Raw genomic sequence first — 21297 nt, forward strand, 5'->3', positions numbered from 1 at the left:
AAATGAAACCCACAGAAAACCCCAAGGAAGTCTATCAGGACGCAGATCCTGTGGAACTCCCCGAAAACGCGTTCCGCGAACTCGCCGAGGATGAAGGCTACAGGCCTATCATGCACCCGGCCCGTGACTACCCCGAAGTGACGCCCTACTCTGTCGGTATGGGACTGCTGCTTGCCGTAATATTCAGCGCGGCAGCAGCCTACCTCGGCCTTAAGGTCGGACAGGTCTTCGAAGCCGCCATTCCCATCGCCATCATCGCTGTAGGTCTTTCAGGCGCTCTGAAAAAAGAGAATCCCCTGGGCCAGAACGTCATCATCCAGAGTATCGGAGCATGTTCGGGAGTCATCGTTGCAGGAGCCATATTCACCCTGCCCGCACTCTACATTCTTCAGGCCAAGTATCCGGAAATCACCGTCAACTTCCTGCAGATATTTCTCAGCTCGCTCTTAGGCGGCATACTCGGCATACTCTTCTTCATCCCGTTCCGCAAATACTTCGTAAAAGACATGCACGGGAAATATCCTTTCCCTGAGGCGACTGCGACCACCCAGGTGCTTGCAAGCGGTCTCGGCAAAAGCTCTGCCGGCAACAGCGGGCAGGCCCGCACCCTCGTGCTTGCCTCGCTCATCGGCGGTATTTACGACTATATTGTGGAAACTTTCGGATGGTGGGCCGGTGTCCTCAACACTCATGTCACCGAATGGGGCCAGACTCTGGCCGAGAAGACCAAACTCGTGCTCAGCTGCAACACTGGAGCCGCAGTGCTCGGTCTGGGCTATATCATAGGACTGAACTATGCGTTCATCATCTGCGCCGGCTCAATCTTTGTATGGTGGATTCTGATTCCGCTTCTCGGCACATACGGATCAGCTGAAATCGCAGCCATGAGCCCCGAAGCCATATTCTCTGACCACGCCCGCATGATCGGTATCGGCGGCATCGCTATGGCAGGCATCATCGGCATAGTGAAATCATGGTCTATCATCCGCGGTGCCGTAGGTCTCGCCTCACGCGAGCTCCGCGGCAACACATCTGAAGGCAAAACCGTGCGCTGGCAGACAGATATTTCGATGAAACACATCGTGTTTTTCATTGCGCTCGCGCTTGCAGCCGTGCTCATATTCTTCTGGATAGGCGTGATCCATACCTTCTGGCAGGCTCTGGTGGCGTGGCTGGTGGTCACAGCTATCGCATTCCTCTTTACAACAGTGGCTGCCAACGCAATCGCCATTGTCGGCTCCAATCCCGTGTCAGGCATGACACTGATGACTCTGATTGTCGCATCGGCCATCTTTGTGGCCATCGGCCTTAGCGGATCGTCAGGCATCGTGGCCTCAATGGTGATCGGCGGCGTGGTCTGCACTGCTCTATCGATGGCCGGCGGATTTGTCACTGACCTCAAGGTGGGCTACTGGCTCGGCTCAACCCCACGCAAGCAGGAAAGCTGGAAATTCCTCGGCACACTTGTTTCGGCAGCCACTGTAGGCGGTGTCATCCTCCTGCTCAACAAAGTCTATGGCTTTACCGGCGACAACGCCCTCATCGCACCCCAGGCCAATGCAATGGCCAAGGTGATCGAACCGCTTATGATGGGCGGAGACACCCCGTGGATCCTCTATATGACCGGTGCCATTCTGGCTCTGATACTCAACTGGCTCGGCGTGCCTGCCCTTGCATTCTGTCTCGGCATGTTCATTCCCCTGCAGCTCAACACTCCGCTGCTTGTCGGAGGCGCTATCGCATGGTTTGTAGGAAGCCGTTCTACCGACAAAGCCCTCAATGACGCCCGTCGCGACCGCGGTACTCTGATCTCGTCAGGCCTCATTGCCGGCGGTGCCCTCTTCGGCGTGTTCGCCGCCCTGACACGCTTCCTCGGTTTCGAATACACAAGCCCTCTCAGCACCATCGCCACACAATGGGCCGGACTTGCCGTCTATGCCCTTCTCATCGTCTACCTGATCTGGGATTCGATGAAAGCGAAACGCCTCAAAGACTGATCGGATCTGCTAAATTCCGATGAATGAAATCAACCGCGACATCTTGTCGCTCGCAATTCCGTCGATCATCACGAACATCACCACGCCACTGCTGGCCCTGATGGACGTGGTGATCGTCGGGCATATGGGGAGTGCCGACTATATTGCCGCCATCGCAGTCGGCGGAACAATTTTCAACATGCTTTACTGGCTTTTCGCCTTTCTGCGGATGGGCACAAGCGGACTTACAGCCCAGGCCAATGGCGGAGGCGACAGCAAAAGTTGCGCCCAAGTGCTTGCCCGCGGACTGACAGTTGCTCTCTGCGCGTCAATTCTGATAATCCTCTTTCAGAAACCACTTCTTGATCTCACTCTGAACTTTCTTGAAGTCAGAGACCGGGTAAGGGATCTCGCATCAGTCTATTTCTCGATTCTTGTCTGGGGAGCCCCCGCTTCGCTGGCCACATTCACTGTCACCGGATGGCTGTTAGGAATGAAAAACGCCCGCGCGCCGATGTGGGTGGCATTCGTGGTCAACATATCCAACATAGCCGTCAGCCTGCTGCTCGTGCTCGGTTTCGGACTTAAGGTCGAAGGTGTTGCTTCCGGCACACTGACAGCCCAATGGCTCGGAGCGCTCACGGGCCTCGGCATTGTGGCAATCAAATATCGCCCTGCTCCGGGACGGCTTCGTGAAATAATCCGCCTGAGCGATCTGAAAAGATTTTTCAAAGTCAATACTGATATATTTTTCCGCACACTCTGTCTGATAGCCGTAACAGTCTGGTTTACACGCACAGGGGCAACTCAAGGCACCGTCATACTGGCTGTCAACACACTGCTGATGCAGTTTTTCATTCTTTTTTCATACTTCATGGACGGCTTTGCCTTTGCCGGCGAATCACTGTGCGGCAACCTGATCGGAGGTGGCGACAGCAGGGGGCTGCGTGAATGCGTCAAAGCACTGTTCAGATGGAGTGTGGCAATGGTCTTGCTCTTCACCCTGGTCTATGCTGTGGGAGGAGAAAGCATCATGGGCCTCCTAAGCGATGATGCCGGAGTAAGACTTTCAGCCAAGGAATATTACAGCTGGGTCATAGCCATTCCGGCTGTAGGATTCGCGGCATTCACATGGGACGGAATTTTCATCGGCGCGACACGCACAAGAGAAATGCTGCTCTCAATGGCCACCGCCACTGCAATTTATTTCGTGATGCTCCGCATCCTGTTCCCTATAATAGGAAACCACGGACTCTGGATAGCCTTTCTGGCATATCTCTTCACCCGTGGTCTGGCTCTGACGGCCATGAGCCGCCGTATTTTCCAAGACACATAATCCTAAAATACAAAATAAGGTAACTATCAGGCGAGTATGCTGATCAGTTACCTTATTTTGTCTGTCAGGATAGAATCAATTCTCCTTTTCAGCGTAAGTCTCTTTGACCAGTCCGACACTAAGCGCGCCGGCAACAAGAAGAACTCCGCCGAGCACCAGCATATTTACCTGGTGGCCTCCAAGAAGCGGAAGAATCAGACCGCCGAGAGCGGCAGCGCAGATCTGAGGCACACATATGGTCCCGTTGAAAAGCCCAAGATAGGTTCCCATGTTCTTACCGGAAATCGAGTTGGTCAGAATGGTAAACGGAAGTGCCAGCATTGCGGCCCACGCACAGCCAATCAGCAGGAAGGAAATGAACAGCACATATTGGTCAGTGACAAAGAGAGTGGAGATAAAGCCTGCTGCTCCGAGAAGAAGACTGAGCACATAAACTGTCTTGTGGCTCTTGAATCGCGGAATGACCACTGCCCAGAGCACTGAGCCTACGGCCTGGACGGCGAAAAGCACACCGACCCAGTTGCCTGCAGTCTGATAAGCCTCCGAATTGGTATCGGTAGTGCCCCACACGGTATCGGCAATAGCACCTGGCGTGTAGGTCCACATATAGAGGAAAGCCGCCCAGCAGAAAAACTGCACGAGACCGACAGTCCAGAACGTGCGCGGAGCATGTATGAGCAACTTCAGCATCGAGGTCTTTTCTTCATTCTGCTGCTCGGTGATGCCATGATACTCGGCATATTCTTTGGGAGGCATCTCACGGATGGTGACAAAACTGTAGATGACACACAGTATCAGCACAGCGGCTCCGATGTAGAATGAATAGGTCACCGCATCAGGCACTTGTCCTGCCGGAGCGAGATTGCTGACACCGATTGCCGTCAGGGTGATCGGCGCAAGATAACCGACGAGACTGCCGGCATTGCAGAGAAAACTCTGGATGGAATATGCAAGACCTTTCTGACGCTCGTTGACCTGATCGCCGACAAGCATCTTGAACGGCTGCATGGCCATGTTGATGGAAGTGTCAAGAAACATCAGGGCGATAAAGCCGAAAATCATAGCTCCGCCAACTGTCAGTCCGAAACTTCCGGCATTAGGGAGAAGACACATGACCACAACAGCGATAGCTGCTCCAAGAACAAGGTAAGGCAGGCGACGGCCGAGACGATTCCATGTGCGGTCACTCGCAGCGCCAACCAATGGCTGCACAATAATGCCCATCAGCGGGGGCAGAATCCAGAAATAGCTCAATGAATGAGGATCGGCGCCGAGAGTAGCGAATATTCGCGAAATATTTGCGCTCTGGAGAGCATAGGCGATCTGTACGCCAAAAAAGCCGAAACTCAGGTTCCAAAGATTCAGAAAACTTTGGTCTGGTTTATTTTTAACCATAGGTAAGTGTAAGTTGATGATGATATAATCAAAAAATAATCTCTCTACATTTATATAATAAACAAGATCCGTCAGTCAGCGGATCGGCAGGCCGGATACAGCCGGATGCATGTATGCGGCAGGCTTCAGTCTGATTTACGGCTGTCAAGCGAGTAAAGTAGACTGATTTCCTCTGCCCATATTGCCTCGTCAGGGGTCTCAAGTATCAGCGGGATATCATCGAAGCGCGGATCGTTCATCAGTCTCGACCAGAATTCGCGGTCAAGATTGGCGGTTGCGATCGGTGCATGACGGTCAACATGCGAGCCGAGTCCCTTCTGAGTATCGTTGAGATGCATTCCGCAGAGATAGCTGAAACCGATGATGCTGTCAAATTCGGCCCAAGTCTTGTCATAGCCTTCGGCTGTGGCAAGATCATAGCCGGCCGTGTAAGCATGGCAGGTGTCAATGCAGACACCTATTCTCGTCTTGTCATCCACGCGGTCAATAATTCTGGCAATCTGGTCGAACGAATATCCGAGGTTACTTCCCTGCCCGGCAGTATTCTCGATCACAGCCTTCACCCCCGCCGTCTTTTCCAGCAAACCGTTGAGCGAGTCGGCTATCAGGTCAAGACAGGCATCAGTCTCCATCTCACGCATGTGGGAACCAGGATGAAAGTTGAGCATGGTAAGTCCAAGTTGCTCGCAGCGGCGCAGTTCATCAAGAAAAGCCTCACGCGACTTTTCGAGTTTCACGGCATCCGGCGAGCCGAGATTGATCAGAAAGCTGTCATGCGGAAGGATATGCGCCGGGCTGTAACCGTAGCGCATACAGTTTTCCCTGAACGCCTCAGCCTGCGCCTGCGGTATCGGTTTCGAAGTCCAGCGCGACGGGTTGCGGGTGAAGAGAGCAAATGATTTCGCTCCTATCAGATGGGCGTTCAAAGGAGTATTGCTCACACCGTCTCCGGCAGAGACATGTGCTCCTATATATTTCATAAGTATCGGGTCTGTTTTGAAGATTCCAAATCGAAGTGCAAAACTTTGAGCTAGGAATTATTCATTCTCCTCACTCCTTCTGGCGAGGGGATGCCCAAGCGGCGGGGGCGGCCTAAACCGCCCCCAAGAGCGGACAGCAGCAGAACATACTGGCAATACAAAATAAAAAAGGAGACCGAAGTCTCCCTGAGATTAACTAATTTTGTATTGCTAATGTACAGACAATTAACCTCGCAGCAAAGGTCGCAAATTTTCGCCTTACTGCAAAGAAAAACTCCAAGAAAAGAAATCGCCCTCATTGTAGGGTGCAGTCAATCAACACTTTGTCGTGAACTGAAGCGCAATTCCACAACCAAAGGCCACTATCTGTGGGAAAAGGCTCATGCCAAAGCCCTTGAACGCAGAAAGCGCACCACATCCAACAAGAAGCTCGACAGCGTGTTGGTGTGGCGTATAAAACAGATGATTATTGACCACCAATGGTCACCAGAACAAATTCGTGGCGTGTTGGCCAAGGAAGGCGTTTCCGTATCCATACAGACCATTTACAACATTATAAACGCTGATGAAAGCGGAGAACTGCGCCGTCACCGCAGACATCCCGACTTCCGACGACGACCAAAAGGCGAACGCAAACCCACTAAAGCCACCAACATACCAAACCGCACAAGCATACACGACAGACCGGCCGAGGCCGACGGCAAACGCTTTGGCGATTTTGAGATGGATCTTATTGTTGATGCCTACGGGCACGCGATTCTAGTGCTGCTTGAACGCATGACTGGCTTTGTGATGATGGAGAAACTACCTTACGGAAAAAGAGCCAAGCCATTGTCAAAGACTGTCGTGAGAATGCTGTACGCATACCGTAAATATCTTAAAACCATCACTACTGACAACGGCAGCGAGTTCGCGGCACACCTCGACATAACCGCCGGATTACGCATCAAAGGTCTTGATGATGTGACTGTTTACTTTGCCGACAGCTACTGCTCATGGCAGAAAGGAGCGGTCGAAAACATCAACAAACTCATCCGTCAATACATCCCCAAAAAGTCAAATTTCAATGATTTCACTGACCTATACATCAAAAACGTGGCAAAGAAACTGAACTTAAGGCCTCGGAAAAAACTTGGTTTTTCAAACCCGAAAACCGAGTTCTTCAAACAAATCGCTAATTTTGCACTTGCCAGTTGAACCTGCAGTATCGGGTCTGTTTTACGAGTAAGTATGTTTACGCATTAAAGTGACGCAAATTTAGCAAATAATCGCTATCTTTGCAAAATAATTCGTACTAACTTTCAACGATAATATATTTAAGAACAAATCGACAGATATACATGGCACAGAAACCGTCAATCCCCAAAGGCACGCGCGACTTCACCCGGCTGAAATGGCGCGCCGAAACTATATATTCGACACTATACGCACTGTTTTCAAACTCCACGGTTTCCAGCAGATCGAGACTCCGGCAATGGAAAATCTCTCGACTCTCATGGGCAAATACGGCGAAGAGGGCGACAAACTGCTGTTCAAGATACTCAATTCAGGCGACTTCCTGCGCGGGGCTGATCCCCAGCTGATCCAGTCGGCCATAGCCGGCGACGATTCGGCAAAACTCGCAGCCAAGATCTGTGAGAAAGGTCTGCGCTACGACCTGACAGTGCCCTTCGCGCGTTTCGTTGTCATGCACCGCAACGATCTCAGTTTCCCCTTCAAGCGTTTTCAGATCCAGCCGGTGTGGCGTGCCGACCGTCCGCAGAAAGGCCGTTACCGAGAATTCTACCAGTGTGATGCCGATGTTATCGGATCTGACTCGCTGATCAACGAAATCGAACTTCTCCAGCTCATCGACGATGTGTTCAGCCGTCTCGGCATCCGTATCACAATCAAACTCAACAACCGCAAAGTCCTCGCAGGCATAGCCGAACTTGTCGGCGCGCCTGACAAAATCGTGGACATAACCGTGGCCATTGACAAGATCGACAAGATCGGCCTCGACAACGTGAAAGCCGAACTCGGCGAACGCGGACTGTCGGCCGAAGCCATTGACCGCATCACACCGCTCATCACCCTCTCCGGCTCCAATGCCGAACGCCTCGCAAGCCTTGAAGAAATGCTTGCTTCAAGCGAAACAGGCCTCAAGGGCGTAAGCGAACTGCGCGAAGTCATGGCCGGCACAGAGGCTCTCGGTCTGTGCGCCGACCTCGAACTCGATGTAAGCCTGGCCCGCGGCCTGAACTACTACACCGGAACCATCATTGAGGTCAAAGCCCGCGACGTAGAGATCGGCAGCATCACCGGCGGCGGCCGCTACGACAACCTTACCGGAGTGTTCGGCCTGCCCGGAGTCTCAGGTGTAGGCATTTCATTCGGCGCCGACCGCATTTATGATGTGCTCAATACTCTCAATCTCTACCCTGAAGGAATCGAAGGCGCGGCCAAGGTGATGTTTACCAACTTCGGTCCCAAGGAAGCCGCCCGCAGCCTTCAGATCATCAAGAAACTGCGCGAAAGCGGAATCCCTGCAGAACTTTATCCCGATGCTGCAAAAATGAAAAAGCAGATGGGACGCGCCGACAGCCTCGGCATTCCCTTTGTGGCCATCATCGGAGAGACCGAACTCCAGAACGGGACTGTCACTCTCAAGAACATGACCACCGGAGAACAGTCTGAAATCAGCACCGAGAAACTGACAGAAGCCCTCGGCTGATCCGAAACCGGATAAAATTCTCTCTTCTTTCCTGAATTTTGGCCAATAGCCCCACTACAGCCTCGGCAACAGGTGACAAATGCTTACCTTTGCCGAGGTAAATGTAATTTTCAACCTCTTGACATGGTTATAACCGACTCACTCACCACTTTCGGGCAATACTGCCTCTTCATAAACAAGATATTTTCGGTTCCCGACCGCTGGAAGACGTTTTTCAGACGCACCTTCTTCGAAATCACCAAACTTGGCGTGGATTCCATTCCGCTGGTGATAGTGATCTCACTGTTTATCGGCGCTGTGATCACCATCCAGATGCAGCTCAACATTGTCTCTCCCCTCGTTCCCTCCTACTCCACCGGTCTTGCCACCCGCGAGATCATCCTGCTGGAGTTCTCCAACTCCATCCTCTGTCTGATCCTTGCCGGCAAGGTTGGCTCGAACATCGCGTCGGAAATCGGGACAATGCGAGTGACAGAGCAGATTGATGCACTTGATATCATGGGCATAAATTCCGCCAACTTCCTTGTTCTGCCGAAAATAGTAGGCTTCCTTGTCTATATGCCCATACTGGTGATTTTCTGTATTTTCACATCGTTCCTCGGCGGAGTGCTGATCTCGATTTTTACAGGCATCATCCCGCTCAACCGCTTCATCTACGGCCTGCAGACTATGTTCGTAGAATGGTACGTGTGGTACGGACTCATTAAGTCGCTCTTCTTCTCCTTCATCATCACTTCCGTCTCAGCCTACTATGGCTATTTCGTCAAAGGCGGCGCTCTTGAAGTCGGAAAGGCTTCAACCAACGCCGTCGTTGCTTCCAGCATTCTGATTCTGCTGCTTGATGTCGTACTGACAAAACTCCTACTGCAATGATCGAAGTAAAGAATATAACCAAATCATTCGACGGCAAGACCATCCTCCATGATGTCAGCGCCAGATTCGAAACCGGCAAGACAAACCTCATCATCGGCCAGAGCGGTTCGGGCAAGACAGTCCTCGTCAAATCGCTCGTGGGCCTCATACGCCCGGAGAAAGGCGAAATCCTTTACGACGGACGCGACCTGATGAAGATGGACACCAACCAGATCAAGGACCTGCGCAAGGAAATCGGCATGCTCTTCCAGGGTTCGGCCCTCTTCGACTCGGAGACCGTGCTCGGCAACGTGATGTTTCCGCTCACCATGTTCACATCCATGACTCCGGCCGAAATCAAAGACCGCGCGCAGTTCTGTCTTGAGCGTGTGAAACTGAAAGGTGCCGACTCGAAATATCCGTCGGAAATATCAGGCGGTATGCAGAAACGTGTGGCCATAGCTCGCGCCATAGCCCTCAACCCCAGATATCTTTTCTGCGACGAACCAAACTCAGGTCTCGATCCGAGAACCTCGATAGTGATCGATGAACTTCTGAGTGACATCACCCACGAATACAACATCACCACCATCATCAATACCCACGACATGAACTCGGTGCTCGGCATCGGCGAGAACATTATCTTCATCAACAAGGGCCACCGCGAATGGGTTGGTGACATGCACCAGATCTATCAGACGTCCAACGAGGCCCTCAACGAATTCGTTTTCGCCAACGACCTCTTCCAGAAAGTCCGCGCCTACGTAATCTCAAACGCCAGCGACCGGCAGCTGAAGTAAACCCCGGCCACCCTGTAACGGAACCAGGCTATACAGTCTCTGTATTTACCACTCCCACTCGACAACATTGCCGACCGCAGAGCGTGCCACATCGACCAGCCGCTGATTGGCCGAGCCGCGAAAAAGCAGATGCACATCGCGCTGCGCCTCGATGAAAGGCCCGTCGACAAGCACATCGACATATTCAAGCAGACGCCTCATAGGCTCATTGCCCATGACAGCCTCATAGCTGAAACCGGAATAGCACCAGATGCTCTTTCCGGCTTCTTTTATTCTGGCGGCAAGCGGTATCAGCTGCTCGGCGCTATACATCGGATCGCCGCCGGTCAGAGTGACATCGAAATCATTTTCTATCACTTCGAGCATCACCTCATCGATGCTCATCTCACGCCCTGCCCCGAAATTCCACGACTGCGGATTGTGACAGCCTGGACATCCGTGAGAGCAACCGGCCACATAGATGGCCGTACGAAGTCCGGGGCCGTCAACCGACGTCCCCGGAACTATATCGAGAATTCTCATTCTGAAAAAAATCTGTCTGTATGAAAAACCGTGATCACTTGTGGACTATGCGGTCATTGAGTTCCGCCAGTTTTGCATTGTTCCAGCGGTCAGTGGTGCCGACAAGATAGCCGGTGATGCGCTGCAGGCAGTCGATATTGTGACTGTGGCAGCAGGGGCATTCTTCAAGCGACTCCTGGGCATCCTCATATCCGCAGTCCATGCAGCGGTTGCGGTTATGATTTACCGAGCAGTAGCCGATGTTGTACTTATCCATCAGATCAACGATATCGCTGATCGCCTTAGGGTTGTGGGTGGCATCGCCATCAATTTCCACGTAGAAAATGTGGCCGCCGCCGGTCAGTTCGTGATACGGAGCCTCGACCTTGGCCTTATGGCGCGGCGAGCAGTGATAGTAGACAGGCACGTGGTTAGAGTTGGTGTAGTAGATCTTGTCTGTGATGCCGGGAATCACGCCGAACGATTTGCGGTCGCGTGAAGTGAATTTTCCTGACAGACCTTCGGCCGGAGTGGCGAGCACAGAGAAGTTATGCTTATACTGTTCGCTGTAGTCATTGACGCGCGAGCGCATGTGTGACACGATCTTCAGACCTAACTTCTGCGCATCCTCGCTCTCGCCGTGGTGCTTCCCGGTCAGGGCTATCAGACATTCGGCCAGGCCGATGAAGCCGATGCCGAGTGTGCCCTGGTTGATCACGCTCTCGATAGTGTCAGTCGGGCTGAGTTTCTCAGCTCCGTTCCACAGACGCGACATAAGCAGCGGGAACTGCTTGGCCATAGCCGTCTTCTGGAAATTGAAACGGTCACAGAGCTGACGGGCGGTGATATCAAGAACATCGTCGAGTTTTTCGAAGAAGCGTCTGATGCGTTCATCCTGATCAACTATATTCATGCACTCAATTGCAATGCGAACAATGTTGATTGTAGAGAAACTGATGTTGCCGCGGCCAATCGAAGTCTTTTCGCCGAAGCGGTTCTCAAACACTCGTGTGCGGCAGCCCATCGTGGCTACTTCATACTTATAACGCTCCGGATCATTGGCATCCCACTTCTCATGCTGGTTGAATGTCGCGTCGAGGTTCACGAAGTTCGGGAAGAAGCGGCGCGCTGTCACCTTGCAGGCAAGCTGATAGAGGTCGTGGTTGCGGTCGCCGGGCAGATAGCTGACTCCCTTTTTCTTTTTCCAGATCTGAATGGGGAAAATGGCTGTGGCTCCGTTGCCCACACCTTCGTAAGTCGAGTTGAGAAGCTCGCGGATGATGCAGCGTCCCTCAGCCGAAGTATCTGTACCGTAATTGATCGAGCTGAACACAACCTGATTTCCGCCACGCGAATGAATGGTGTTCATATTATGTATGAAAGCCTCCATGCTCTGATGCACACGGCTCACAGTCTGGTTGACGGCATGCTGTTTCCAGCGCTCGGTGCCGGTCATACCTTCAAGCGGAGCCTTGATATAGTCCTCTATTTCAACATCGTAGAGCGCCGACAGATCCTCCCCGCTGAGGTCTTCGAGTTTCTTGACTTCTTCTATATATGAATATCTCACGAAAGGAGCGAGGTAGAAATCAAATGCCGGAATGGCCTGACCGCCGTGCATCTCATTCTGGGCTGTCTCAAGTGAGATGCAGCCTATGATGCTGGCCGTCTCGATGCGCTTTGCCGGACGCGACTCGCCGTGGCCGGCCACAAAGCCGTATTTCAGTATGCGGTCCAGCGGATGCTGTACGCAAGTAAGGCTCTTGGTTGGATAATAGTCCTTGTCATGGATATGAAGATAGCCATTCTGCACAGCCTCGCGGGCTTCGGGCGACAGAAGGTAGTCATCGACGAAAGGCTTGGTTGTCTCGCTGGCAAATTTCATCATCATGCCTGCGGGCGAGTCCGTGTTCATGTTGGCATTCTCACGGGTGATGTCGTTGTTTTTAGCCTCGATGATTTCCAGAAACATGTCGCGGGTCTTTGCGCGGCGGGCTATCGAACGCTGGTCGCGATAAGCGATATAGCGCTTGGCCACTTCCTTGCGGGGCGATTTCATGAGTTCAAGTTCCACACGGTCCTGAATCTCTTCAACCGTCATTTGCTCGCAGCCGATCATTCCGATCCGGTCTGTGATGCGTGAAATCAAGGCTTCGTCTTCTCCCATCTCTGTGGTGAGCATTGCCTTGCGGATTGCAGCCTTTATTTTCTCTTCGTTGTAGCCCACGACGCGACCGTCGCGCTTTACCACTGTCTGTATCATCTGATTTTTGTTTTGAGGGGGAATATTGTTTTTTGCAGGTGTTCTTTTTAGTCGTTTTTGACACTGCAAAGATAGGCATAAAAAAAGAAAAGTCCAACATAAAAGTTAGACTTTTTATATCACACCGTATGCCGTTTTGGATAACTTTCTGTATTTTTAAAATTAGCAATATATTATATATCAGCAATATACATGTTCATTTTGGACAACTTTACTAATTTTTAAATTCATAAAAATCAACAAAACGGAGCAATTCACCCAAATTTTCTATCTCGACTGACGGTCGGTTTTCTTCCGGAAAATCAGCCGGATCAGCCTGCGTGATATTCTCGCCGTTGCCGCCCCTCCGGAAACCTACCGTAGTCCAGCCGAGACGGTTAGGCGCAATAAAATCTTTCGCCGGGTTGTCGCCGACATAGACATAAGCCCCCCTGCCTTCTGTACGGTTCATAATGGAGCGGAAAGCACGGCCCGACACCTTTTCTTCCCCCACCTCTTCAGAAATCATGATCAGGTCAGGACTGATGAAACGGGCAAGTCCGAGAGCCTCTATCTTGTGGCGCTGAGTGACGCTGCGACCATCGGTCACCAGCCCCAGAGTGTGGCCGGTGCGAGCAAGACAACTCAACACATAGAGCGACATCCAGGGCAATCTGATGTCCGGGTTATGATTTCTGTAGAGACCGATCACGTCGGACACCGGCAGACCGGTAGAGTCAAAAGCCTCGCGCGGGTCTGCAGCCGCAAGCATGGCCGGCAACAACCCGCGGCCATATTGGCGCGCTATCGTCCTATAGGCCGATCTCACGAACTCCATCTCCGGATAAAGCGTATCATCCAGATCGAAGACTATGACCATTCCACTGCCTTTGTCAGTTCCGGCACCTTACCCAAATCCGGACTTATCATGAGAAATAATAATCCACACAGGCCCGTGCCTCCTTATGAGCACCGATTATCGAAGCCGCTGCAACGTGGGCCGGGTGCCTGGCATAAACCATCACATCATCCATAGTCGGAACCACAGCAGTAAGCACCACATCCCAGTCTTCCGACGGATTTTCATTTATGCCGACCTCCATCGAGCGGAGCACATCAATCTGCGCCGGGAGTTCCATCAGCGCATTTCTGAAACGTTCGGCAACCTCGCGGCGTTCTTCCGCGGTGCCCTTAAGTTTGAAGCTTACTATATGTTTTACCATTGCCAATAAAAATTGTATAGTATGATTGTATAATATATATGTATATTATAATATAGGTATCAGTGTGATTTTGCCGGTTTGCAAACCGACATCCAAAATTAGCCATTTCCCGCGACCCGGACAAATAAAACGCACCTGAAAAATCACTTGCGTGATTCGTTGGTAAAAAAGCAGAAAATTCGCACTTATTTTTCCATTTTTTATTGCAGATTTAAAAGCAAATTACTACTTTTGCTGTTGAAAATGAGTTTCCAACGAAACCGTTTCATGACACACATCACAGTTATAGTCGCATTTTAGTATAGTAGTAACACGTTTATGCCACGTAACCAGTTGGCTTATAGTAGTATCGCCAAAAGTGCTGGGGTTTATTCTCCATGCCCTTGAATTTCTGCGCCTGACTCATCAGTGAGACATTCGCAGGTGCTTTTGTGCGCCTACATCTGACACTGCCCCGCCGGCATAAGCAATAGTAACAATTATATAGATTATCTATGTTGCCGATCAAAAGAGTATTGCTTGCAATCATGATGATTGCGAGCTTGTTCGAAATGTCGAAAGCTCAGGATCTTGCAGTCAAGACCGACCTTTCGTCTGATATCTTCACCAACATAAACATCGGAGGTGAAGTTGGCCTCGCTCCCAAATGGACACTCGACCTCTCCGGCGAATTCAATGCCTGGACATTCAGCGACAACAAGCGCTGGAAACATTGGTTCGTGCAGCCCGAAGCCCGCTACTGGTTCTGCGACCGCTTCGCAGGCCACTTTGTCGGCGCACACCTCCACGGAGGCCAGTACAATGTCGGAGGCCTTGACATGGGCTTCTCCATGCTCGGCACCGATTTCGGCAAACTCAAAGACTACCGCTTTCAGGGATGGTTTGTCGGCGCCGGTGTGGCCTACGGCTATGCCTGGGTGCTCGGACGTCATTGGAACCTCGAAGCGGAGATAGGACTCGGATATTCCTACACCCGCTACAGCCAGTTCAAATGTGCGGGATGCGGCAAGAAGCTGAAATCAAACCGCCCTCACAACTACTTTGGCCCGACAAAAGCCGCAATCAACGTAGTGTACGTATTTTAACCCTGTCAAAAACGCACTGAAATGAAATTTCCCGCCTTTCACATATCCGCAGCCATCATCCTCGGCCTTTCGGCCGGCACATCGGCAGCCGAAACACGCACCATTCCGGTAGGCGTCAGCGTGGACCACGCCTCACTCCAGCGCCACGGCGATTATATGAACGTGGATCTCTCACTCGATTTCAGCAAACTCCGGGTAGAAAGCAACCGCGCGGTGCTGCTCACTCCGAGCATTATCAACGGCTCCGACACCCTCAAGCTCCCCGCCGTAGGCATCTATGGCCGTGTGCGTTACTATCAGTATCAGCGCAACAGCCCAGGCATGATCTCAGGCGCAGACGAGACCGTGATCCGCGCATCAGAACTCCCTGACAGCCTGCACTACTCACAGATAATCCCCTATGCCGACTGGATGAACGGCTCTTCGGTCTACCTTGACCGCTCCGACTTCGGCTGCTGCCGCAAACTGCTGGCCGAAGCTCCATTCGAAGGCCCTTACGGCTATTTCGGCTACTTCACTCCGAAATGGGTCTACGTGCGCCCGCAGGGCAACGGCGAGAAACACCGCGAACTCTCCGGTTCGGCCTTCATTGACTTCCCAGTCGACCAGACCGTCATCTATCCCGAATATCGCCGCAACACCACCGAGCTGGCCAAGATCCAGGCCACCATCGACTCTGTGCGCGGTGACGGTGACGTGACCATCACCCGCGTGTGGCTCAAAGGTTTCGCTTCGCCCGAAAGTCCCTATTCCCATAACCGCGACCTTGCCATCGGCCGAACCGCCGCACTCAAAGACTACATCCAGAAACTCTACCGCTTCGACTCTGGCATCATAGCCACCGATTTCGAGCCTGAAGACTGGGCCGGTCTCAAAAAAGCCGTTGACGGATCAAACCTCCCCAACCGCACCGAAATCCTCGCCCTCATCGACTCCGACATGGAGCCTGACGCAAAAGAGGCCCGCATCAAGAAGCTCTATCCTGAGGACTACCGCTTCATGTTGCAGACCTACTACCCCGCCCTGCGCCACACCGACTACCGCATTGAATACAACATCCGCACCTACAGCGATGTCAATGAGATACGCCGCATCATGAAGGAACAGCCGCAGAAGCTCAGCCTCAACGAGTTCTATCTCTTAGCCCAGGACTGCCAGCCCGGCAGCGAAGAGTTCAACGATGTCTTCGAGACAGCCGTGCGCATGTATCCATCAGACCCCGCAGCCAACCTCAACGCAGCAGTCTGCGCCCTCGAACGCGGTGATCTCGACCATGCTGCCCGCTTCCTCGACAAGGCAGGAACTTCAGAAGAAGCCGAATACATCAGAGGTGTGCGCGAAGCCTTGAAAGGCAACTACTCAGCCGCCCGTGCATACTTTGAAAAATCGTCCTCGATCCCCGAAGCGGCCGACGCCATCCGCCAGCTTGACAAACTCAACGCCCGATAGGCAAAATATGCTTGCCTAAGGTCCTCCTCCACGCTCGCCTCTATCTTCTCTCCACCGACATCAGACAATAGTCACAATAACCTGATTTTTCAACCATCCATTCAATCACACATTTCAAAACTACACAGATTCATTAGTAACAAATTAAAAACCAATTCAATAATCAATCACAATGAAGTTTAAAAGCTTATTTCTGACAACAGCCGCAGCAATGGCGTTTGCTGCCTGTTCAAGCGACGAACCCGCTAAAAACGGCGGCAACGGAAACATCGACGGCGAAGGTGCAACCATGTACCTGACCGTCAACATCACAGATGCCAACACTGTAGGCCGTGCCGAAGAAGGCGATCTCGTTCCCGGCGATCCCCAAGAACATGTTGTTAACACCGCTCACTTCTTCTTCTTTGACAAAGACAAGATGTTTGTCACCGAAGCCAGCGTCTGGAGCCGCGGTCAGTCAGGTGACTTCGAGGACCACAATGTTGAATTCCAGAGCAACAACGTGCTTGTTCTCAAGAATCTCACTAAGAAAAACCTTCCCAAGTATCTCATCACTGTTCTCAACGCCACTCCCGAACTTCTTGCATACGTCCGCGCGACTCCCCGCACAATGGAAGAAGTGCGCAATTACACTCTCCAGTGGAAGAACGGCGAATCATTCGTGATGTCTACTTCAAGCTTCAACGGCGGTGCAAGCGCTTTCCCCGGCCAGTATGACAATGCCGTCTACTATGCCAACCTCATTCAGGAAAGCAACCTCAAGACCGAACCCGTTGACGTCAACAATGTTCCCGCCTCTGACGTTGTCAAAATCTACGTTGAGCGTCTTGCCGCCAAATACACCATCGACCTCCCCAAAGGCAATCCTTTCCCGGTTGATGTTACAATCGCCGGTCTCGACAACGACAACAACAATAACGTCGAGTTAGGTGCAGAGCGCGTTTATGTAAAGATCGAGAACTTCGGCGTGACCGGAACTGAGAAAGAATCATATCTCGGCAAGAACCTCGACGGCCTCACCGGACTCTGGAACACATGGAACATCGCCCAGCTCCACCGCAGCTACTGGGGCAAGTCTGTAAGCTACGACGATGCCAATGCAGTACTTGACCGCCCGACTTTCAGCGAGGTCAACACCGACCTCACCAAGCCCGTCTACTCAAACGAGACCACCAAGGATTTCACCCTGATCCGCAACGAGAACAACGTGCTTACTCCCGCAGCTGTCACCAACATCGTCTTCACCGCTACTATCTATGCCGACAAAGAAGCCAAAACTCCCCTTGATCTCATCCTCTTCAGCGGTGTCTACTACAAGAAAGACCAGTTCGTTCCCTACATCCTCAACCGCCTGAACGCCACCAACCAGCTCAACTACTGGATCAAAACCGGCAGCGAGACCGAAACCAACCCCGACGGCACTCTCAACCGCGACAACTACACTCAGGTAAGCGCTAAGAATGTCGAGCTCGCCAAAGACGGCGCAAGCACCGGTATCTTCAAACTCGTGCCCAACATCGGCGCTGACACTCAGCTCTACGCCATCAACGGCAACACTGCTACTGCAGTAGAGACTTCAGCTTTCGAAACCGCGCTCAACACATTCTTCACCAACGAGAAGCCTATGGCCTACACCGGCGGTGCAAGCGTTTACTACGTGCCTGTTGAACACCTCCTCGGCAAAAATGCCGGTTCCGGTGAAAACTATGACTACACAGTGAGCGAAAACGGCCAGTATGGCGTTGTCCGCAACCACTGGTATCAGATCGAGGTAGGCAAAGTCTTCCGTCTCGGCCAGGGCGTATTCGATCCCAGCGACAACAGCACTGAAGATCTCATCCCTGACAATCCCTCAAAAGAAACCTTCGGCATGGCTGCTAACATCAGCATCCTCTCCTGGAAGGTTGTCAAGCAGAGCGTAGACCTCTGATACTGACAGTCATCACATAGAGAATATTATCAACCACCTTGAAAGGTGCGGGGCCGTGCGGAGCCCCGCTCAGTCCCGCACCTTTTCCACTTTTTTCTCTCCCCGCACTCAACACCGAACCCTCTCCCCCTCTCTAAACCCGAATACAGCCATAGCGCCTCTCACCTCTTCTTCAACCCGACACTGACGAGAGGATCTCACCGATCCTCCTCACTATACATACTCTCATTCAAAGAACCAATCGCTTTATAATGCCATTCACGGATTGTAAAATGAAACCTGATACAAAACTCCGCCGTCTCAACCTGCGAATCGCCGCAATCATGCTCTCCGCACTGTCACTCGCCAGTTGCAACGGAGTCATGTATGACGAAGAAGGAGACTGTGACCCTCACTACAAGGCACGCTTCATCTTTGACATGAACATGCTCTATGCCGATGCCTTTTCAAAGGAAGTCAACGCCGTAACCCTCTACCTGATCGATCCCGCCACCGGCGACATCGTATGGCAGAAAAGCGAACGCGGCGACCGGCTACGCCAGGACGGCTATCTGATGGATCTCGACGTGGCCCCCGGAAGCTATCAGCTACTGGCCTGGTGCGGAGAAGGACGTGACGAACATTTCGCCATTCCGGCCGATGCAAGCCACCACACCCAGCTCACCTGCCGCCTCAACCGCGAATATGACCCTGTCACCGGCGCCGCCCTCTCCCGCAAAGACCTCAAGAGACTCTACCACGGCAAGACCGATGTCAAGATTTTCCCTGAAGAGGAGGGCACATACATCTACAATGTTGAACTCATTAAAAATACCAACGATGTCAACATTGTGCTTCAGCACCTCTCCGGCGAGATCGTAAAGGAAGGCTACACCTTCACCATTACCGATGCCAACGGCTCGCTTGACTGGGACAACTCCATCATGCCCGACGAGGAAATCACCTATCAGCCCTGGCAGGTACTCGCCGGAACAGCCGGAATCGAATATCCTGAAGCCGACGATGTGCCCGTCATCACCACCATGAGCGCCTGTGTGGCCAATCTCACAGTCTCACGCCTGATGGCCGACCGCAGCAACGACATGCGCGTCAAGATCTACAATCCATCCGGCGAAAAAATCGTAGACATTCCACTTATCCAATATGCCTTGCTCGTGCGCGGACGCTATGAACACACGATGACCGAGCAGGAATATCTTGACCGACAAGACAAATATGATCTCGTGTTCTTCATCGACGAAGGAAACCGCTGGGCAGACTCCTACATCTACATCAACAGCTGGATGGTTGTACGCCAGTCTTCCGACCTCTAAAGGACTCCATTCTCTATTCCACACGCAAGACAATTCGACACACAATGTTTAACAAATACACTGCAAGTTCAATCCGGACACTCCTCGCCCTGCTGCTGTCGGCCGCAGCCTTTGGATTTGCCGCCTGTTCCGAAGGATCGGATGATCCGGGTGGAACGGACGGCACGGGCGGTGTCACGGTTGAACATAAAATAGGTCTTTACCTGCAGACAGGATCCGACCTTGCATCACGCACCACTCCTTCGGGTGACTATGACCGTGGCGCCGGCTATGAAAACTACATTGACATAGCGGGCGGCGACCTGCTCGTGGCCCTCTACGGCACAGATGACCGCTGGATAGCCACAGTGAGAAATCCCGTGGTCACTCCCGTCTCAGAGACATTAAGCTCCAAGACATATCTCCTCGAATTCAAGGTCAGCGGAGATATCCGCGATGCTCTCGGCTCTTCATTCAAAGTGCTGGTGCTTGCCAACTGGCATCACCGCTACCCCGATCTCGCAGAGGCAGGCTCGCTCCAGGCTCTGTTCGACATAGTCTCCACCGCCGACTACTGGATCGACTACTCCGCCGGACTTCCATCATGGGATCTCACGGCTGCCGACAAGATAGCCATGTTCGGCATCAGCCAGTATGACAACGTCAGCCTGCGTCCCGACATGGCCGCCTATCTCGGTAATCTACATCTGCTCAGAGCCTTGGCAAAAATTGAAGTCTGGGACAACTCAGACAGCGCCGACGAAATCGAATCTGTAGCCCTCACGCGCCACATCACCAGAGCCGTGCCGATGCCCAAAGGTGTCACACATCAGAACCACTATGTCAAAAACGACTATCAGAAAGACTATGTGCTCTACCCCTCGCTTCCCGCAGGCTCCGGACTCTATCCCTATCCAAATGAAAGTTCCGAGCCGCTTCCGCTGGTGAAAAATCCGGCTGACGGCCACTACACGGTCTACGTGCCCGAATTCCCTAACTCTCAGAGGGGGGAGACTGACGCCACCCGCGCCCGTCTGAGGATCAGATACAAGGAATATAACGCCCGTGACTATTTCATAGACTTCAAATATTACAACGATCCGCCGGAAGGAGCCGCTGCAGGCGACTATTTCGACCTGCTGCGCAACTACTGGTATCAGTTTGAAGTCCGCAAACTGGCCGAACACATCAATGTGGAAGTCCAGGTGGTCCCCTACTCCCATGTGCCCCTGAAACCCGGCTTCGGCATAGGCATTCCCAAGGAACTCGTGCCCGTCTATGATGACAACGGCAACCTGATCTGTTATTTCAACTCAGAAAACGGCAACTATTACGACACCGATGCCACTACAGTGATCAAAAACCCATTCCTCATCGAAGGCAACCCCAAGGATCCGGCCACAGGCTGGGACATTGTGCGCGACGACAACGGAACCTTCCGCTACTTCCGCGATCCGGCCACCGGCAAGTGCTATGATGCCGATAGAAACGAAATCCCTGATCCAGACAACAATTAGGACTAT

At 52.3% G+C, this 21297-nt stretch carries 16 protein-coding genes and 1 pseudogene; 11 read left to right on the top strand and 6 right to left on the bottom strand.

Annotated elements, in window-relative coordinates; translation table 11 throughout:
• Positions 1-2 precede the first annotated feature (2 nt).
• Both E7745_RS11315 and E7745_RS11320 read left to right on the top strand, forming a co-directional pair.
• Entirely contained in the window at positions 3-1997 is a 1995-nt protein-coding gene (locus E7745_RS11315) for an OPT family oligopeptide transporter (RefSeq protein WP_123399054.1), read from the top strand.
• Positions 1998-2016: 19 nt separating this feature from the next.
• Positions 2017-3312, top strand: coding sequence for an MATE family efflux transporter (locus tag E7745_RS11320; RefSeq protein WP_168182112.1), 1296 nt, complete (start codon positions 2017-2019; stop codon positions 3310-3312).
• Positions 3313-3387: 75 nt separating this feature from the next.
• Here the strand turns inward: E7745_RS11320 and E7745_RS11325 are convergent, their stop codons facing one another.
• Entirely contained in the window at positions 3388-4707 is a 1320-nt protein-coding gene (locus tag E7745_RS11325) for an SLC45 family MFS transporter (protein ID WP_107030986.1), read from the bottom strand.
• 125 nt (positions 4708-4832) lie between these two features.
• Positions 4833-5687, bottom strand: a complete 855-nt coding sequence (gene nfo / locus E7745_RS11330) for a deoxyribonuclease IV (RefSeq protein ID WP_107030985.1) — start codon at positions 5685-5687, stop codon at positions 4833-4835.
• Between the two features lie 213 nt (positions 5688-5900).
• On the opposite strand from nfo, the gene E7745_RS11335 reads away from it, so the two are divergent.
• The 4 genes and pseudogenes from E7745_RS11335 to E7745_RS11350 all read left to right on the top strand — a co-directional run bounded on the left by E7745_RS11335 (position 5901) and on the right by E7745_RS11350 (position 10052).
• A complete protein-coding gene (locus E7745_RS11335) occupies positions 5901-6884 on the top strand; it encodes an IS30 family transposase (RefSeq protein ID WP_136408456.1) in 984 nt (327 codons plus the stop codon).
• Between the two features lie 143 nt (positions 6885-7027).
• Positions 7028-8400 (top strand): annotated as a pseudogene (gene hisS / locus E7745_RS11340) (histidine--tRNA ligase).
• Positions 8401-8529: 129 nt separating this feature from the next.
• Positions 8530-9273, top strand: a complete 744-nt coding sequence (locus E7745_RS11345) for an ABC transporter permease (protein ID WP_172480175.1) — start codon at positions 8530-8532, stop codon at positions 9271-9273.
• On the top strand, positions 9270-10052 hold the full coding sequence (locus E7745_RS11350; RefSeq protein WP_107030982.1) for an ABC transporter ATP-binding protein: 783 nt from the start codon (positions 9270-9272) through the stop codon (positions 10050-10052). Before E7745_RS11345 ends, E7745_RS11350 begins: the two co-directional genes overlap by 4 nt.
• A gap of 45 nt (positions 10053-10097) precedes the next feature.
• Here E7745_RS11350 and nrdG read toward each other — a convergent pair whose 3' ends face one another.
• From nrdG to E7745_RS11370, 4 genes are all read right to left on the bottom strand, one after another.
• Positions 10098-10574, bottom strand: a complete 477-nt coding sequence (nrdG, locus tag E7745_RS11355; protein ID WP_107030981.1) for an anaerobic ribonucleoside-triphosphate reductase activating protein — start codon at positions 10572-10574, stop codon at positions 10098-10100.
• 34 nt (positions 10575-10608) lie between these two features.
• Positions 10609-12816, bottom strand: a complete 2208-nt coding sequence (locus tag E7745_RS11360) for an anaerobic ribonucleoside triphosphate reductase (protein ID WP_107030980.1) — start codon at positions 12814-12816, stop codon at positions 10609-10611.
• Positions 12817-13030: 214 nt separating this feature from the next.
• A complete protein-coding gene (locus E7745_RS11365; protein WP_123399058.1) occupies positions 13031-13675 on the bottom strand; it encodes an HAD family hydrolase in 645 nt (214 codons plus the stop codon).
• A 46-nt stretch (positions 13676-13721) separates the two neighbouring features.
• Positions 13722-14018, bottom strand: coding sequence for a Dabb family protein (locus E7745_RS11370; protein ID WP_107030978.1), 297 nt, complete (start codon positions 14016-14018; stop codon positions 13722-13724).
• A 527-nt stretch (positions 14019-14545) separates the two neighbouring features.
• Between E7745_RS11370 and E7745_RS11375 the strand changes: the two genes are divergently transcribed.
• The 5 genes from E7745_RS11375 (at position 14546) to E7745_RS11395 (ending at position 21291) form a co-directional block, all read left to right on the top strand.
• Positions 14546-15103: a DUF3575 domain-containing protein gene (locus E7745_RS11375; protein WP_240743530.1), complete on the top strand. Its 558-nt coding sequence runs from the start codon at positions 14546-14548 to the stop codon at positions 15101-15103.
• Between the two features lie 21 nt (positions 15104-15124).
• On the top strand, positions 15125-16552 hold the full coding sequence (locus E7745_RS11380; RefSeq protein ID WP_136408842.1) for a DUF3868 domain-containing protein: 1428 nt from the start codon (positions 15125-15127) through the stop codon (positions 16550-16552).
• Positions 16553-16724: 172 nt separating this feature from the next.
• Positions 16725-18482 carry a fimbria major subunit gene (locus E7745_RS11385; RefSeq protein WP_136408843.1) on the top strand — a complete coding sequence of 586 codons (1758 nt, stop codon included), beginning with the start codon at positions 16725-16727 and terminating at the stop codon, positions 18480-18482.
• A 272-nt stretch (positions 18483-18754) separates the two neighbouring features.
• Entirely contained in the window at positions 18755-19795 is a 1041-nt protein-coding gene (locus tag E7745_RS11390; protein WP_205746904.1) for a FimB/Mfa2 family fimbrial subunit, read from the top strand.
• Positions 19796-19839: 44 nt separating this feature from the next.
• Positions 19840-21291: a hypothetical protein gene (locus E7745_RS11395; protein ID WP_136408844.1), complete on the top strand. Its 1452-nt coding sequence runs from the start codon at positions 19840-19842 to the stop codon at positions 21289-21291.
• Positions 21292-21297 lie beyond the last annotated feature (6 nt).

This window comes from Duncaniella sp. C9 (genome assembly GCF_004803935.1).
Classification (GTDB): domain Bacteria; phylum Bacteroidota; class Bacteroidia; order Bacteroidales; family Muribaculaceae; genus Duncaniella; species Duncaniella muris.